This window comes from Bartonella sp. PS17NMGDW, from assembly GCF_042193555.1.
Lineage (GTDB): Bacteria > Pseudomonadota > Alphaproteobacteria > Rhizobiales > Rhizobiaceae > Bartonella > Bartonella grahamii.
Genome location: NZ_JBHILY010000004.1, coordinates 136,908 through 153,133, shown reverse-complemented (window position 1 = coordinate 153,133; position 16,226 = coordinate 136,908). Strand labels below are relative to the sequence as shown.

Below are 16,226 nucleotides of genomic sequence, written 5' to 3'. Positions count from 1 at the left end.
TTCCATCCTCAAGATCTACATTCCTAGCTTCTTAATTTGAGTGCTATCGTAAATTGGAAAGCATTTATAGTATTAAGATCAAAGAATACTGTCCTCTGATTTTTACATACTTCTCCTGCAAATTATTATCATATTTTATAAATTATTGAAAAAATGCATTCTTGCTTTTATACGTACTTTTAGCTATTACCCTCAAATTAGTTTTGTCTCATTGATTTACAAACCTATGCCGCATTAGCTCAGTTGGTAGAGCACATCATTCGTAATGATGGGGTCGCTGGTTCGAATCCGGCATGCGGCACCGCATTTTCTCTTTATCATATTAGAACATCCAGATTTTTTATTTAATTATCTGTTTGAAAACCACCTTTTAGACCACCTTCTACCGTTTATACAATTTTACCTAATCTGTTGTTATTTGCTCCGTATTTTTCTCTGGAGTAAAGGCTAAGATCTCTTTCTTTCTCCACCTCACCGCTCTCCATAGCTTATATGGCTCCGGAAACAACCCCTTGAAGCACCCAATTGCGAATCGTTGTTGTGGATACACTAAAAAGCTGTACACATTCACGGGTTGTTACATATCTATCGCCATCATCAAATATCATCTCATTACCTTTCTCTTTTTTATGTTATGTAAATGGGCGGAGATGCTAGGAGGAGAGAACCTCCCATATCTTCAAGCGGCTTTTTGTTAAAATCTTTTGTATCTCTTGTATTATTGCCTCTAAAAAGATTTCAATAGCTTGATTGATTTGTTTAAGACGCTTCTGGAAACGTAGCCAATACATCACTAGACAAAGATGATACCATTGGCCTCAAATGCCCCATAAAACGCTTCATATGAAAAAGACGAAAGCGTTATTCATATGGAAAAAATATATGAAACCGAAATCATCGTTCAAGTTTATTACAATACAATATTCTTTACAACACTATCCAATATCATTGGTCCATATATTGAATATGCTCCACTACTATATTGTTTTAGTTGGAAACAGACTACTAGAGAGGGAGAAAATATCGATTATGTTTTATATAACATTTTATTTAAAATCCTTCATAAAGATATTTTTAAGAAAATTAAGCAATTAGAGGAAAAAATAAATAATAGTTAAATTCACTATAGATTTTTTTATTAAATATGTATAATACGTTACGTGTATATCGTGTTGATTCTAAGATAATTTGTAGATCTATAATATTCAACTGTAATGTTTTTTTGTTTTTATGAAAATAATTCTATGGTGTAATTTATGGGTTATGCAATTACTTGAAAATCAATACCTATTATTTCATTACTTATTATATCTCTTATTTTTTTGTTAAAAAATGCTTTTTTTCATCAGGATTATTGAAGTTTTTTAAGTAAAGTTCTTCTAAATCATTCTGGATCAACTGTAAGAATTTATGAGTAAAATCTATCTGACTATAAATGGATCTATTATAAAGTTATTATCTTGAGATGGAGATCAATTGCTGCAAAATGAATGGTGTTTAGCATAATATTTGTTCAAAAAACGATATGGATTTTAACATAACTCACTATGGAGATTTTGAATTTATTATGCCCTTTCGCTGTTCTGTTCTTAAAAATGAGTAGATGTAAGTTTTCGATTCATATCCTGCTTTGTGTAGGTTTTTTTATAGGTAAGAATAATGCGAAAAATATCAAAAGAAGGGCTTGCATTGATTAAGCAATTGGAAGGCTTACGTTTATCGGCTTATGAATATTCTGGTGGTGTATGGACAATTGGTTATGGACATACAAATGCTGCTGGTGCTCCAAGCGTCCACAAAGACATGCAAATTACGGAAAAAGAAGCTGAAAAAATCCTTTGTCAGGATTTGAGAGAGTGTGAACTCGTTGTTGAAAAAGCCGTTACCGTTCCTTTAAACAATGAACAATTCGCGGCATTAGTATCATTTTGCTATAACGTAGGAATAACAGCCTTTTGCAATTCTACACTTTTAAAAAAGCTCAATAAAGGTGCATATGAAGTGGTACCAACTGAATTACAAAAATGGACAAGAGTAGGAGGAAAACGTATCCAAGGTCTTGTCAATCGCCGAGCAGCCGAAGCAGGATTATGGGCGAAAGGATCTCATGTTGCTCCAAATTATCATGTAGTAGAATCAGAAGGTGTAACAGGTATTTGCAAAGTAGAAGCTCTTGCACCAATCATAGGTTCTTTTTCAGGGCTTGGAGGGCTTTTTTCAGGAAATGGTCCTGTTCAATGGGTTTTAGCAGGCATTATGGTTTTAGCTGCTTGTACAGCTATGGTATACATTGCTAAACGCTTTCAAGAACACCGCCTATGATCTTATGGATAAAAAAATATCTAACAATGACATCAGTGACCATAGCAGCTTTTCTTATAGCTTTAGTGAAAGCCTTTTTTCTTGGGAAACAAGTTGAGAAGCAAAAGCAAACAAAGGAAGCTTTCAAAATAGGACAACACGGCTTAAGGTAGAAAATGAAGATTAATAAGAAAACTGATGCTGCTATGCGTACTAAGCTTTCTAACTGGCTGCGCGACGAATGAATGAACTTCTTGTATTGGATGGCTGCCAATTTATTTGAATCGACAAGATATCAATGTGATTAGTCCAAATTTGGCGAGAGATATTTAAAACATAATGAACAAGGTGCTGGTCTATGTGGTTGGAGGCATAAACGGAAAATAAAGTGCTAAGGATACAATTCCTCTGAAAGATTAATCAATGAAAAGATTTGAAAGAGGTCGATATATTCAGATTAAAAGTAAAAGAACTTAAAGGATAAAAACGCTCTGGTGGTCGATAGGATTTAATTAGAGTGACGGAGATGTCTGAGTTGAAGCGAAAGGATTCAACAAGGTTATATTTGTATAAAGTGATTGAGTCTATTGGTGTATTCCAAGAGCATCTTTGTTATCCTACTAAAGAAGATGAGAAAAGATTTTACGGATTGCACTGCTGTCGTCGTTCAAAGAACTAATGATACTCAACGTTCTGTCTTCAACAAAATAGGATTTGGCATGCTTAAGAAAAACAATCCACGGGATTGTATAATGAACAATGGACAGCTTTTATGTGATTTGTGAATGACGTTGTTTCAGCTTTCTAATTGTAATAATGATGTTGAAGATAAGACAAATAGTTCCGCACGGTATCTGCTTTTTCATGCTAAAGTGGCGCAAAAACATTGTGAGTGATCTTGGCTGTTAATTTTTCTGTAGTAAATTCCCTATGTGGGAAATAACATGCAACTCTAGTGGAGAAAACCAGAAACCGTTTTTACCTTCATTTTTTAACTCTGCTTTTTTGCTTTCAAAAGTCGCTTTTGCAGTTTCTTGAAAAATATTGCTTTGCTGTTTTAAGATAACTTGTTCCTGAAATAAAATGGGACCATTACCTTCTTTTAAAACATCACTCTAATATCTTGCAAACTCATATGCTGCTTTTAGAGAAAGTTTGTAACAGAACCGTGCCTTTCACGGCATTTATTGTGATGTGTATAACGGAAAAATTAAGAGCGTGTATTATCTTTTTGAACATTCAACCACTGTCTTACTTCATCACAATATTTACCTTGAGGAGACACTTTATACAAAAGATGCTGATAATCTATAAATCTCCCTCACCTAATTCACCTTCTCGTTCATCCTTCTATGCATTGCCCGTCCACCTTTTAAACCACCTTAAATTTTTGATATAGAATTTTTTCTTTAATTTTTATTGAATCATAAAAATGATCCATACCAATCTCACCTCTATGCATCTTTATACACTTTGATTCTTGTTTCTAAAGCCCAGTCTGCCAGCGTATCATACTGTTTTTTATATGTAATATATATTTTTAGATTTATTCGTAATTTGTTAGAAAAGTTTCTATATTTTGATAGCAAATCTTCTATCAGTTCACTTTTTGCAAAAGATTCTGAAAGGATTCTCAAAAAGTCCGCAAATTTAAAGACTCTTTAATGCGTATTGTTTCTTTTTTAGAAATCAAAATTGGTGGTGCCCTATTCCTTACCAGAAATTGTATTATTTGCAGAGCAATCTGTATAAGATGGTGTAATCTCTTTTATGAAATTAACTAAAGTTTTTTGAATTTCTAGCATATTGTTTAAAGACAAAAGAAACCTCCCTTTTATTTATACAAGCAGCTTAGACATCAGCTGATAATTCTCCCGCTTATAAAAATCTTTTCTGGAATAACCTTCAAAACCACAATAAAGTGGTGAAAGATAAAACAAGTTTTTTAGATGATCATAACGCACAATAAAATCAGACCAGTTTAAATGTTCAATGCTAACACCTGCTAAACAGAGGCAAATAAGTTTTAGCACGCCTTCAAATTGGAAAGACTTAAACCCACGCGCTACGACGGATTCCAACTCTCATCGTACGATTTACCTTCCCTCCAAAACTTAATCGCTGTAAATATAAAAATCTTGAAGCCCATTCTAAATCCGTGAGAGTTGTTGGGTCTTACTGTATTAAACGTTGAAACTCCTCACAGCTACTCATCTGAAATGCTAGATTTTTCATAAAAGGACGATAGTGACGTTGTAACATCCCCCAAAAGTTTACGACATCACCGGAGAGATTATTGCTAATTTCAGGGGATAGAATCAATTTCTGCTCAAAGAAAATCCCACCCATACCAACAAAAAGATTTAGTCTACATGCTATTAGGAATGTCCTCAATAATTTTGATAATTTTTTTAGTCAAATTTCTTTTGTTACCAATATCAGCAGCAACTGGTGTGGAATTAACATAATTATAATTTTTTATTTTAAAATGTATCCCTCATTTTTTACATTCTTTTATCTATCTTAGCCTTCTTTTCACAGCTTCAAGTGATAAAAAGTAACTGCAATGTTAAGTTGTCTTGCATCGAACAAATTGCTCGCAAACTATCCCTATTGGCTAGATGACAACACATCCTCTATTTAAAGAAAGAAAAAATTTTCTTTTTTATTCAGCGATAAAGTAAATATTATCCAATTACTTATGAGAGTAATTCGATCAAATGGAAACTGTAATTTTTTCCACTCTGAGTAATCCTGTACCCGTTTATATAAGTTTAGGAAAGCGCGCTGTTATGAATATTCACAAAAATGCTGCAAAAATTGATATCAGAAAAACTTCTGTTTAAAAAAGGGAAAGATGTTCTCTTACTTGCTACTGAAGAACCTGTTCAGATTTGTCTTGATATTGCTGTAGAGCTTCAAAAAACATAAAGTTATCCCAACGTTTACAAGTGTGCCAACAATTCAACTTTGAGATAATATATCTGTGCTAGAGTTATGCCAATCTCACCAATCTGTTGTTGTCTATGAAGAGCATAGTATCAATGGAGAAGCCTAGAGATGCAATTGTTAAATCCCTTATAGAACAAAACGTTCTATGCCAATTTGTATCATTAGGAATACCTAACGACCCCATCTGTAATAAAAACAAACTCGATTTTTTTAACAAATTATGAAATCAATAGAGAAAGCATAAACAGTGTTAGCAATGACATACTATACAAAAAATATTTAACTGCTTCCTAATATGTTCGCCAGTTCAAAAACATCATAACTCATTGAGGATGCGAGAAAATAAGAAAGAAAAACATTAATTCACGCAGTCTTGCTCTCAGTAAACGAGCTTTTTTAAAGATTGTATGGGTATTTTTTTCATTGCTTAAAAATGTACTCCATAAAAACAATATCATATCCATATAATAATTACCCAATAAAATTAATATAAATAATATATAGATTATAGAAATATTATTTATTAGATCTATTTTTTATTATAATTATAGATTACAATAAACACATATTGACATTTTTAATAATTTTATTTATATGCCATAATTAATATTGTTCTATATTAAAATAAAACTAAATGAAGTTTATAAATTTACGTTTTATGATAATGTGGGAAAGAAGTAATTAACATGTTATATTTTTATATATAGGAGAGAAAAATGCTCGCAGCATTATTTATATCTATTTTTTCTATATCAACAATTGTTTTACCTTTAATATCAGCGCTTGTTCCTTTTTATCCATAGAATGAGCTTTTAATAAAATAAGTAAAAGATGTATGCAATGTTATTAGTGTTTTTTTTGTGTTTATTATTATTAAGATTTTTGCGTTAAATATTATTGTATTTACGGAGTATTATTTTAGTTACTGAGTATTTTATGTGATTTTATAGAGGAGCTTTTTGATCTTTTCTATTTAACTTTAACTGTCAACATATTTGTAAAATATATAATTATGCTCCTCTATAAAAAGACTTTCTTTTTCTGAAAGCAGTAAAAATATTGCTTTCATTGCTTAAAAACATCTATATTTACTAAACTCTTGCGTGTAATATCTTTAATTGTCTGAGTACCGGTCAGTGTCATAGCTACCCGCATTTCATTGGCAAAAAGATCAAGGAGATGCATAACACCTTTCTTACCTGCTGCTGCAAGCGCATAAACAAAAGCACGGCCAATCATAACAGCATCCGCACCTTGTGCTATCATGCGGACAACATCAAGACCAGAACGAACACCTGAGTCCGCTAAAATAGTCAAATGATCCTTTACAGCATCCGCAATTGCAGGCAACGCTCGTGTTGTTGATAATACACCATCAAGCTGACGTCCGCCGTGATTAGAAACAACAATACCATCCGCACCAAATTTTACTGCTTCTCGTGCATCTTCTGGATCAAGAATACCTTTCAAAATCATTTTTCCTTTCCAAAAATCGCGAATCCATTGTAAATCATGCCAACCAATTGATGGATCAAAATTTGCACCAAGCCAACCAACGTAATCATCTAATGCAATTTTCTTTTTGAGATAAGTGGAGACATTTCCAAGATCATGGGGGCGCCCCATAACACCAACGTTCCAAGCCCAATATGGATGAGTAAACGCTTGTAAAAAACGACGTAATCCAGCATAAGGACCAGACATCCCCGAATGCGCATCACGATAACGCGCACCAGGAACTGGCATATCAACTGTAAAAACCAACGTGCGTACACCAGCTAACCAAGCCCGTTCTAGTGCATCACGCATGAAACCGCGATCTTTGAGAACATAAAGTTGAAACCAAAATGCACCTCCAACCGCTTCTTGCACTTCCGCAATGGGACAAACTGAAACAGAGGATAGAGTAAAAGGAATCCCTTTTGCCGCTGCGGCACGCGCTGCTTTTACCTCTCCACGACGTGTATACATGCCCGTTAGCCCAACAGGTGCAAGTACAATCGGTAAATCAAGTGTCTGATCAAAAAGCTTGATTGAAAGATCAACTTCACCAACTTGCCTTAGAATCCTTTGACGCAGTGCAAGAGCTTGAAGATCTTTACAGTTACGTCGCATCGTTTCTTCAGCATAAGCCCCACCATCAATATAGTGAAAAAGAAAGGGAGGAAGACGACGCTTTGCTGCCTTACGATAATCAAGTGTTGAAGAAATAATCATTGATGGCACCATTGTTCCTAAATGAAAAGAGAAGATATCCTAAAACGCATAAAAGCGAATCCGTGTACCTTCCTACTCGATATTCTCCCAAAACGCTCTATTGAATAGATAGAAGCAACAGAGATTGCAACTTTCTAAAAAAACTAATTGATAAAAACAATGTCTTTATTTCTCCTATCCAAATTTAAAATCTCACAGTATGGGGTATCATTAATAACGTATCCACTCATATATTGTTCATGTGCAATTGAAATGTTATATTTTCTTTAAACGAACACCTCTTCGAAAGCGATTGCTCCGCAGCTTAATTAGTTATAATTTAAAGTCGTTTCTCCCTCCGCAGGTCCTTACATTATAGGTTATAAGAATATAGAGCCTGTAGTCATTAAGTATAAACCATAATCTCCACTAAAAGATAAAAAAATCCTTTATTAATACTGGAAATAAAGCTGTCGCATATATCCAGAAATCTTCTTATATCAATACTCAAAACTGAGACTTGTTACTTACTTCATGAAAGTTTATAAAAATATACAGTGCCTAATTCACATAAAGCATAAAAAAAATTTTAACGTTCATACGAGTAGAAGCTCTCCATATTGAATTGAATAATTTTCTAGCAATATTTTATATCTTGAAGCTATAAATGAGTTACTAAAAGTAGAACAATTTTTATTAAAAAAATTGTTAATAAACTGTAGTGCAAAACTTCTTTATTGGCTCTTAAGGATAATTTTTATACGAAATAAAATATACTGGTCATTCAAGCTCTAGAAAAATGGAGCAATAGCAGCATCCAATCTCGCATGTTTACTTTGAAAAGCAAATACGTTACTGTTATATTGAATTCTAGTAATTTATTGATTTATTATAATCAATAAATACGAATAACATATTGAATATAGTAGAATTCTTTCATTTTAGATTTTTTCATGATAAAATAATCAAAACTATTCTTTTGCACATCATAAACGAAGTTCCTATAGATACAACCTCTTGAAAAAAAGAAATAAAAATGCCTCTCAAATGCAAGGGATGCAATAACTTTGGAAACTAAAAATAGAATGAATGGCGCCGGTTTTGCGAAGAACAAAATTTTCTTTTATCCAAAATACACTTTCTGCATACATGTTATCAAAATTCGTAGTTTCCAACTCATTTAAAATGCTTGGACAACTTTAAACCCTGTGCTTGATAATGTGATCCAACATCATGTCCATAAAGGGTTGATGGTCGATTAAGCATATGCTCATAGACCAAACGGCCAATCATTTGACCATGCTCTAAGATAAAAGGAACTTCATGGCTCCGCACTTCTAAAACCGCTCTTGCTCCTTTTCCACCCGCTTCCACATGCCCAAATCCTGGATCAAAAAAGCCTGCATAATGCACCCTAAACTCACCAACTAAAGGATCAAAAGGAGTCATTTCTGCGGCATAAAGCGGAGGCACATGAACAGACTCTCGTGAAACTAAAATATAAAATTCATCAGGATCAAGAACCAACTCCCTTTGACCACGATCAAAAAGAGGTTCCCAAAAATCTAAAACGTGGGCAACAGCACGTTTATCAATATCAATAACACTTGTATGATGTTTACCACGATAACCTATAAGCCCGTTTTCGTCTCCCTTTAAATTAATGGAAAGACCAATACCACCAGCGCTAATATTAGGAAGATCCTCCGATATCAGTGTTTCTTGCTTTTGCAAAGTGTGTAACTCAACTTCATTTAAATAACTTTGCCCTTTTCTAAACCGAAGCTGTGATAAATGTGAGCCTTTATGCACCAAAATTGGAAATGTGCGTGGACTAATTTCCAAATAAAGTGGACCATGATAACCAGCACAAATTTTATCAAACTCCTGAGCATTATCCGTAATGACACGCGTAAAAATATCTAATCGGCCTGTAGAACTTTTGGGATTGGCAACAGCAGATAAAAATTCTGGTAAAGCTAAATTTTCCAAAAGAGGAACAATATAAACACACCCCGTTTCCAAAACGGCTCCGTCTCGTAAATCAAACTCATGCAACTTTAACCGTTCAAGCTTATCCAAAACTTTTGTATTAGGACCCGGCATAAAAGAAGCACGTATACGATAAGCTTTCTCCCCTAAACGAAGATCAAGGCTTGCTGGTTGTATTTGAGATCTATCAAATGGATACTGAGCCTTGAGAAAGTTATTCTCAATCAGAGCTTGTATATCACTATCTGCTAAAATACCGCTTATACGCGCCATATATATTGCCTTCCCTTTTTACATTGTTTCTTTTTTGACCTAGATGATAAATTGGTGCAAGCTATTTTAAGGTGATAAAAACTATTTTTTCTGTTTTTTCCAACCAATTTGTTAACATAAAATAAAATAGGAGGTATTGTAAAAATAATACCTTCCATACTCTCTTATTCTTGAATGTCGCGCAAATGATGTTATCATAATTTTTTATAGAAGCCTTAAGATTCCTGTTAGAATTTATTATGATTATACGCCATCTTAGCGAAAATATTATTAATCAAATCGCCGCTGGTGAAGTTATTGAACGACCAGCAAATGTTGTCAAAGAACTTGTTGAAAACGCTATTGATGCTGGTGCAACACGCATCGAAATTATTACAGCAAATGGTGGAAAAAATTTTATAAAGGTGAGTGATAATGGTTATGGAATTCCTGCAGATCAGTTAACTTTAGCAGTTTCTCGCCATTGTACCTCAAAGATTACCGATGACGTACACAATATCTGCTTCCTTGGGTTTAGAGGAGAAGCCCTCCCCTCTATTGGTTCTGTTGCTAAACTTAAACTCATTTCACGAACAAAAGATGCTGAGAGCGCTGCTGAAATTTCCGTTACTGCAGGAAAAATTGTAGGACCCAAACCAGCTGCTGCAAACCTTGGAACAATTGTTGAAGTTCGTGATCTTTTCTTTGTCACGCCGGCACGATTAAAATTTATGAAAACCGATCGGGCTGAAACAAATGCTATTAGCGATATGATTAAGCGAATTGCTATCGCATTTCCACATATCCGCTTTGCTCTTTCAGGACTAGATAGAACATCTATGGAACTGTCTGCTACAGAAAACAATACTCAAGGACAATTACAACGTATTACGCAAATTATGGGAAAAGAATTCGCCCCTAATAGCATCGCGCTGAATGCTGAACGCGAAGCGGTGCGCTTAACGGGTTTTGCCTGTTTACCATCCTTCAACCGAAATAACAGCCTTCATCAATTTGCTTATGTTAATGGGCGTCCCGTGCGTGATAAATTTCTATGGGGCGCTATCCGAGGCGCTTATGCTGATGTCATGACACGAGATCGTTATCCTGTCGCTATTCTTTTTATTGATCTCCCACCTGCTGAGGTAGATGTTAATGTACATCCAGCCAAAGCTGATGTACGATTCCGTGATCCAGGATTAATTCGTGGTTTGATCGTTGGAGCTATTCGTGAAGCATTACAGCAATCTGGTATTCGTCCTACTTCAACCCGTTCTGAAGCAACGCTAGCTGCATTTCAAATACAAAAACCATTGGCACAACAACCGTTAGGCAATTTTAAGAACACGTACCAGTCCTCTTCTTATAGCCCACAGCCTCATCATTTTGCCACCGCTTCAATGGTTCACAAACCATTGGATATTACTAGTTCTTCTGGTTTAAAAGAAGATGCTACTCCTATTATGGAGGGCTTAAATATACCAAGTGGAGATGCATACATTCCAAACACTACATCTTCATCAGAAGAGTTATCTTATCCATTAGGAGCGGCCAGAGCACAAATCCATAAAAACTATATTATCGCCCAAACACAAGATAGTTTGATCATTGTCGATCAGCATGCAGCTCACGAACGATTGGTTTATGAAGCACTCAAAAATGCACTTTATTCCAAACCGCTTCCTTCACAGTTATTACTTATTCCTGAAATTGTAGAACTCTCTGAAGAGGATGCAACATGCCTTTTAACCCACAAAGATGCTTTGCAAAAATTTGGATTAGGAATAGAACCATTTGGACCAGGAGCAATTGTTGTGCGTGAAACACCTTCCATGTTAGGAGAGATCAACGTCCAAGCCCTTATTAAAGATCTCGCAGATGAAGCCGCTGAATATGATACAACAAACAATTTAAAAGCAATGCTTGATTATGTTGCAGCAACGATGGCTTGTCACGGTTCAATACGGTCTGGGCGCCTTTTACACCCCGAAGAAATGAACACACTGTTGCGACAAATGGAGGCAATACCCAATACAAGTACATGTAATCATGGACGCCCTACTTATATTGAACTCAAATTGGCAGATATAGAACGGCTTTTTGGCAGAAAATAAACTCTTAACCATTTTGACAAGAAAAATATTTTTAAATTAACTCTCGACTTTATAATATATCTTATGGCACTTTTCCTGAATCTCTTGTATCAGTAAAAAGGAGTTATAATGTTTTCCGATAGTGAACGCGAAGCAAAAATTCATTATTCTAATAATGGATATGACATTATAGAATATGGTTCCTATACCATTTGTGCTGTTAGCGGACAAAAGATCCCTATAGATGATTTAAAATATTGGAATCATCACCGCCAAGAAGCATATGCTAGTTGTGAAATCTCCTATAAGCGCGAACTTGAGTGCAACCCATATCTCAAGCAATTGTTAAAAACAAAAGAAAAATAAACCCTCGAAAGCTATAAATTTAGCCTTTGCCTCTTAGACAAGAAAACTCAAGGGAACGTTTTCTAAAGCGGGTCATGACCTCCTCAAGGACTATGCGACAGAAGTCTTTTTGAACAAAATCGACATTCACATCAAAGACAATAAGATTTTTCAAATCTTTTTGCGTGTGAATTGTCTGTATACGGGTATAATCTTTAGCTGTTGTTGCTAGCCATAAATTGTGCATTTTAGCCTTTTGTATAAGGATTTTTAAATTTTCATCTGTGAAAAAATAGTGGTCTGGATATATGTAAGTTTGCACCACATGACCAGACAATTCTTTAATAGATTTAAAAAATTTATCTGGATTGCCAATCCCAGCAAATGCCAAAAATGATTTTCCTGAAACCTCATCAGAGGCACTGGCTTTAAGATGAGCACGATATAAAGGCTTTCCAGTACGAGACACAAGAAAAGCAACATTATCAGGCGCATCGGAGTGACCAACCAATAAAACACTATCCATAAAAGAAAATTGCGTTTTTAATGGTACGCGCAAAGGTCCTGCTGGAAAGACAGCTCCATTACCAAAACCGCGCATCGCATCAACAACGAGTAACGTATAATCCATATAAAGACGGCGACTTTGAAATCCGTCATCCATTAAAATAAGATTACATCCCTCTTTTTTCAGCCGTTGTGCCGCTGCATAACGATTAGGTGATACAGCTACCAAAGCATGCCGTGCAAGTAAAAGTGCCTCATCTCCAACATTGTGTGGAGTATCATATTTCTCATTTACAAGATGTACCCCTTTAACTGATCCACCATAACCACGTGATACAACACCAGGTACGAAACCAAGTTCTTTAGCCACTTTGGTAAAAGCAATAACAACCGGCGTTTTACCCGCACCGCCACATGTAAAATTTCCAATACACAAAACTGGCAAATCAATCACGGGAGGCTGTCTTGCCATAAAACGACTTGAAAAATAACCATACCCCCATGAAACTGGAGCTAATACAAAACGCAAAAAGCTTTTATTTTTCCACCAAAAATGGGGGGCGCTAATATGCATATCTACCCTGACGCTGACGTAAACCTGTTTGTATTACAAGGGGTTGTAAAAATGGATCTAAAATCTTTAATGTGCGCTCAAGTGCACCTGCCATATTTGTCGCCACTTCATGAGCCTTATCAACCATTTCTTGTCGCAATGTTTCATTTGTTAAAAGCTTATACACCTGAATAGCAAGCTGTTTTGTATCTTGAACCATATATGCTGCATCATGCGTTAAAAATTGTTCGAACATCTCTTGAAAATTTGAAACATGGGGCCCTGTCAAAATAGCGGAACCAAGCAAAGCCAATTCCAATGGATTGTGTCCACCATTTCCACATAACGACTTACCAACGAAAGAAACTTTCGATAAGCGAAGAAAAAGACCCATTTCTCCAATTGTATCTCCCCATAAAATATCGGTATTCATGTTTGGAACAGCATCTCTACTCCTACGAATAAAACGTAATCCCTTATTGTCGCATTTTCTGATAAGATCTTCTGAACGTTCAGGATGACGAGGCACAATAATTGTTAATAAATCTGGCAAATAATTTTTAACAATCTTATGGACCTCAAAAGCAATTTCCTCTTCCCCTTCATGCGTTGAAACAGCTGCCCAAACTGGGCGATTGCCGATAGCATTACGATAACGTGCAAGCAATGCTTGATTTTCAACCAGAAAAACATCAGCCTTGAGATTACCAGAAAACGTAACAGATTTTACGCCAAGTGTATGGTAATAAGCTACATCTCTTTCGTTTTGACCAATCGCCAAATCAATATCCTTAAAAATATGTTTGGCAAGAACGCGTCGTTTTTGCCAAGCTTTAAAAGAACGTTCAGACATATGGGCATTAACCAAAATCTGCGGAATACGCATTTTTGCAAGTTCTTTAATACGAAGGGGCCAAATTTCTGATTCACAAATCAAGACGAGATCAGGCTTCCAATGACTAATAAAACGGCGCACTGCAAAATCTAAATCCAAAGGAGCATATTGATGAATCAACCTATTACCAAAATGTTTTTTCACAAGAGTAGAAGATGTTACAGTCCCAGTTGTCATTAATACATTGATTTTTAATGATAAAATATAGTTTACAAGTGGAACAAGTGCAAGTGTTTCTCCAACACTTGCTGCATGCAACCAAACTAACGAACCTTGGGGACGTACATGAGAACTTTTACCTAAACGCTCTTTTTTGCGACACCACTCTTCTTTTCCACGAATAGCACGAAAGAACAAATAAAAAGGAATAACAGGACATAAGAAAAAACCAATCATCCGATAGCTTAAAAGAGCCGTATGTGCCTTTAATTCTACCATTTAAATCACCTCATCCAGCTACTTTAAGATATCTATATGCTTATTTTGTTAAAAAATTCATCAACACTATTAGTTACATCCATATTTTTTTAATATCATCCATATCTTGAATAAAAAACGCTTCACCCATGAGAAAATTCAATACATAAAGGACAAAAAACGTAATTTTATCGCCATATTTTTTTTAAATTTTCCTATAAAGATAACATATACAGATTATTTAAATCTCTTTTAATGAAATTTTGTATCACTTCATTCTGCACCCTATGAAAAGTCTTACTCAAAAAATAACAAAGCTACATTTCAGTCGATTATAATTTTGAGAATATAAATGATAAATATCATACAACCTATAACATAGATTATATCAATTTTTTTCAGCTCACTGAATAAATACTTCTTATGATTTTAGTAAAAATTTGAATTTTGCACGTTGATATTTTAGAGAAAAAACTTATTTTTACATATGTTAGGTATTATCAATTTTTCAAAAAATAATCCATATAAATATTACAACCTATATAAATACAACAAATAAAATATGTTTAAAAGAAAGCCCAATCTCTATAATTTCATTTCAATAAAATGAATATGTAAAACTAATCTTAAAAAAACTTTTGAGCGGTATAAAGTTCTCATTTTAAATTGTGATATAATCTCTTAAAGGTAATCCAGAAAAATCTAATCTTGTTTAATAGAAAATTTCTTAAAAGTCTTAAAGCAATTTAAATAAGAGTTTTCAAAATTTTAAATCCTCTCTTTTCAGGAAATCGCATGGTATATTATTCCTTTTAAGGTTGTATATAATCAACGCAAAATGATTAATTTATAGATTGTAGTTTTAAACGAGTACTCAAGAAATCCTTATGAGGTAAATTAACTTCATCAATCTATTCAGTTTTTCTAAGTTTCTAATTTTGGTAAGTTTCTAACGACTTTCATGGTTTCTAAGCTTATAGTGATAACTTGTTGGAAAAATTCCAATGGATAAGTAGGGAGTGCTAATAATCTCAACGAAGTAGTAATTGGTATCATTAATAATGCTACTCTTTTTATTAATCTGAACGCATTAATGTTTCATACTCCATTCAAAAGCAGAGTGACTATTCACAATATAATCATAAACTTCGAGTGATCGCTCGTCATGATAATATTGCTGTTGTAAATAGGTTAATAGAACTGTCTTGAATTTTTATTAAGCGTAAAGATGGTGGTATAACAATGGATTTTATACCTTGCACGGACACCATTATGAAATGTGCTTGGGTGCCTTGAAAGATGTTTCCTTAAGAAAACATATGAATTTTAAATAACAAGCATATTTTTTTACGGCATTCTATTTTACCCAAAGAACGTACCTATGAAAAGGACGACTAAACAAAAGCGTGAAACAATCTACAAGCTATGATGACCAAATATTCAAGCTTTATTCTACATCGCCTAACTCAGCATCAAGACACTGATGCAAATCTACAATGTAATAACGTTGTAATGCATTATCTACACTGCTTTGTGCTTTTGCCTGCCATGCTTCTTTAGCCGATTGATAATCTGAGAAAATACCAACCACATCTAAATCATCAGGATTCTTAAATTGATTACTGTTAAGATTTTTTAATTCCCCACCAAATACAAGATGTAAATATTGTTTTTTTTCTTTGGTTTCAGTCATATGTGCCTCTATATCATTTAGATTATTTTA

The 16,226-nt window shown here is 34.4% G+C and carries 9 protein-coding genes, 1 tRNA gene and 3 pseudogenes; 5 read left to right on the top strand and 8 right to left on the bottom strand.

Annotated features, from left to right (window positions below):
• Positions 1–228: 228 nt before the first annotated feature.
• A tRNA-Thr gene (locus ACFIJK_RS04565) sits at positions 229–301 on the top strand.
• 102 nt (positions 302–403) lie between these two features.
• Here the strand turns inward: ACFIJK_RS04565 and ACFIJK_RS04560 are convergent.
• Positions 404–608 (bottom strand): annotated as a pseudogene (locus ACFIJK_RS04560) (helix-turn-helix transcriptional regulator).
• A gap of 1,051 nt (positions 609–1,659) precedes the next feature.
• On the opposite strand from ACFIJK_RS04560, the gene ACFIJK_RS04555 reads away from it, so the two are divergent.
• Complete coding sequence (locus tag ACFIJK_RS04555) at positions 1,660–2,322, top strand: lysozyme (protein WP_012754682.1); 663 nt, start codon at positions 1,660–1,662, stop codon at positions 2,320–2,322.
• 849 nt (positions 2,323–3,171) lie between these two features.
• Here ACFIJK_RS04555 and ACFIJK_RS04550 read toward each other — a convergent pair.
• Positions 3,172–3,626: pseudogene (locus ACFIJK_RS04550) on the bottom strand (integrase); the annotation flags it as partial.
• A 1,483-nt stretch (positions 3,627–5,109) separates the two neighbouring features.
• Between ACFIJK_RS04550 and ACFIJK_RS04545 the strand changes: the two are divergent.
• Complete coding sequence (locus ACFIJK_RS04545; RefSeq protein ID WP_375625722.1) at positions 5,110–5,232, top strand: hypothetical protein; 123 nt, start codon at positions 5,110–5,112, stop codon at positions 5,230–5,232.
• Between the two features lie 1,086 nt (positions 5,233–6,318).
• On the opposite strand, the gene lldD is transcribed toward ACFIJK_RS04545, so the two are convergent.
• Entirely contained in the window at positions 6,319–7,470 is a 1,152-nt protein-coding gene (gene lldD / locus ACFIJK_RS04540; RefSeq protein ID WP_375626848.1) for an FMN-dependent L-lactate dehydrogenase LldD, read from the bottom strand.
• Positions 7,471–8,625: 1,155 nt separating this feature from the next.
• Positions 8,626–9,714 (bottom strand): 2'-deoxycytidine 5'-triphosphate deaminase, encoded by a 1,089-nt coding sequence (locus ACFIJK_RS04535; RefSeq protein ID WP_375626846.1) that lies wholly within the window; start codon positions 9,712–9,714, stop codon positions 8,626–8,628.
• 239 nt (positions 9,715–9,953) lie between these two features.
• On the opposite strand from ACFIJK_RS04535, the gene mutL reads away from it, so the two are divergent.
• A complete protein-coding gene (mutL, locus tag ACFIJK_RS04530) occupies positions 9,954–11,807 on the top strand; it encodes a DNA mismatch repair endonuclease MutL (protein ID WP_375626844.1) in 1,854 nt (617 codons plus the stop codon).
• A gap of 108 nt (positions 11,808–11,915) precedes the next feature.
• Entirely contained in the window at positions 11,916–12,152 is a 237-nt protein-coding gene (locus ACFIJK_RS04525; protein WP_375625714.1) for a DUF2093 domain-containing protein, read from the top strand.
• Positions 12,153–12,171: 19 nt separating this feature from the next.
• On the opposite strand, the gene lpxK is transcribed toward ACFIJK_RS04525, so the two are convergent.
• From lpxK to ACFIJK_RS04505, 4 genes and pseudogenes are all read right to left on the bottom strand, one after another.
• Positions 12,172–13,212, bottom strand: a complete 1,041-nt coding sequence (gene lpxK / locus ACFIJK_RS04520) for a tetraacyldisaccharide 4'-kinase (protein ID WP_375626841.1) — start codon at positions 13,210–13,212, stop codon at positions 12,172–12,174.
• Entirely contained in the window at positions 13,202–14,524 is a 1,323-nt protein-coding gene (waaA, locus tag ACFIJK_RS04515; RefSeq protein WP_375626839.1) for a lipid IV(A) 3-deoxy-D-manno-octulosonic acid transferase, read from the bottom strand. The genes lpxK and waaA overlap by 11 nt, the downstream gene beginning before the upstream one ends.
• A gap of 903 nt (positions 14,525–15,427) precedes the next feature.
• Positions 15,428–15,691 (bottom strand): annotated as a pseudogene (locus tag ACFIJK_RS04510) (type ISP restriction/modification enzyme); the annotation flags it as partial.
• A gap of 259 nt (positions 15,692–15,950) precedes the next feature.
• Complete coding sequence (locus ACFIJK_RS04505) at positions 15,951–16,196, bottom strand: DUF4170 domain-containing protein (RefSeq protein ID WP_375626837.1); 246 nt, start codon at positions 16,194–16,196, stop codon at positions 15,951–15,953.
• Positions 16,197–16,226 lie beyond the last annotated feature (30 nt).

Bases quoted from the DNA above. Each gene is read 5' to 3' on its own strand.
- ACFIJK_RS04555 (WP_012754682.1), top strand. From the start codon at position 1,660: ATGCGAAAAATATCAAAAGAAGGGCTTGCATTGATTAAGCAATTGGAA.
- ACFIJK_RS04545 (WP_375625722.1), top strand. From the start codon at position 5,110: ATGCTGCAAAAATTGATATCAGAAAAACTTCTGTTTAAAAAAGGGAAA.
- lldD (WP_375626848.1), bottom strand. From the start codon at position 7,470: ATGATTATTTCTTCAACACTTGATTATCGTAAGGCAGCAAAGCGTCGT.
- ACFIJK_RS04535 (WP_375626846.1), bottom strand. From the start codon at position 9,714: ATGGCGCGTATAAGCGGTATTTTAGCAGATAGTGATATACAAGCTCTG.
- mutL (WP_375626844.1), top strand. From the start codon at position 9,954: ATGATTATACGCCATCTTAGCGAAAATATTATTAATCAAATCGCCGCT.
- ACFIJK_RS04525 (WP_375625714.1), top strand. From the start codon at position 11,916: ATGTTTTCCGATAGTGAACGCGAAGCAAAAATTCATTATTCTAATAAT.
- lpxK (WP_375626841.1), bottom strand. From the start codon at position 13,212: ATGCATATTAGCGCCCCCCATTTTTGGTGGAAAAATAAAAGCTTTTTG.
- waaA (WP_375626839.1), bottom strand. From the start codon at position 14,524: ATGGTAGAATTAAAGGCACATACGGCTCTTTTAAGCTATCGGATGATT.
- ACFIJK_RS04505 (WP_375626837.1), bottom strand. From the start codon at position 16,196: ATGACTGAAACCAAAGAAAAAAAACAATATTTACATCTTGTATTTGGT.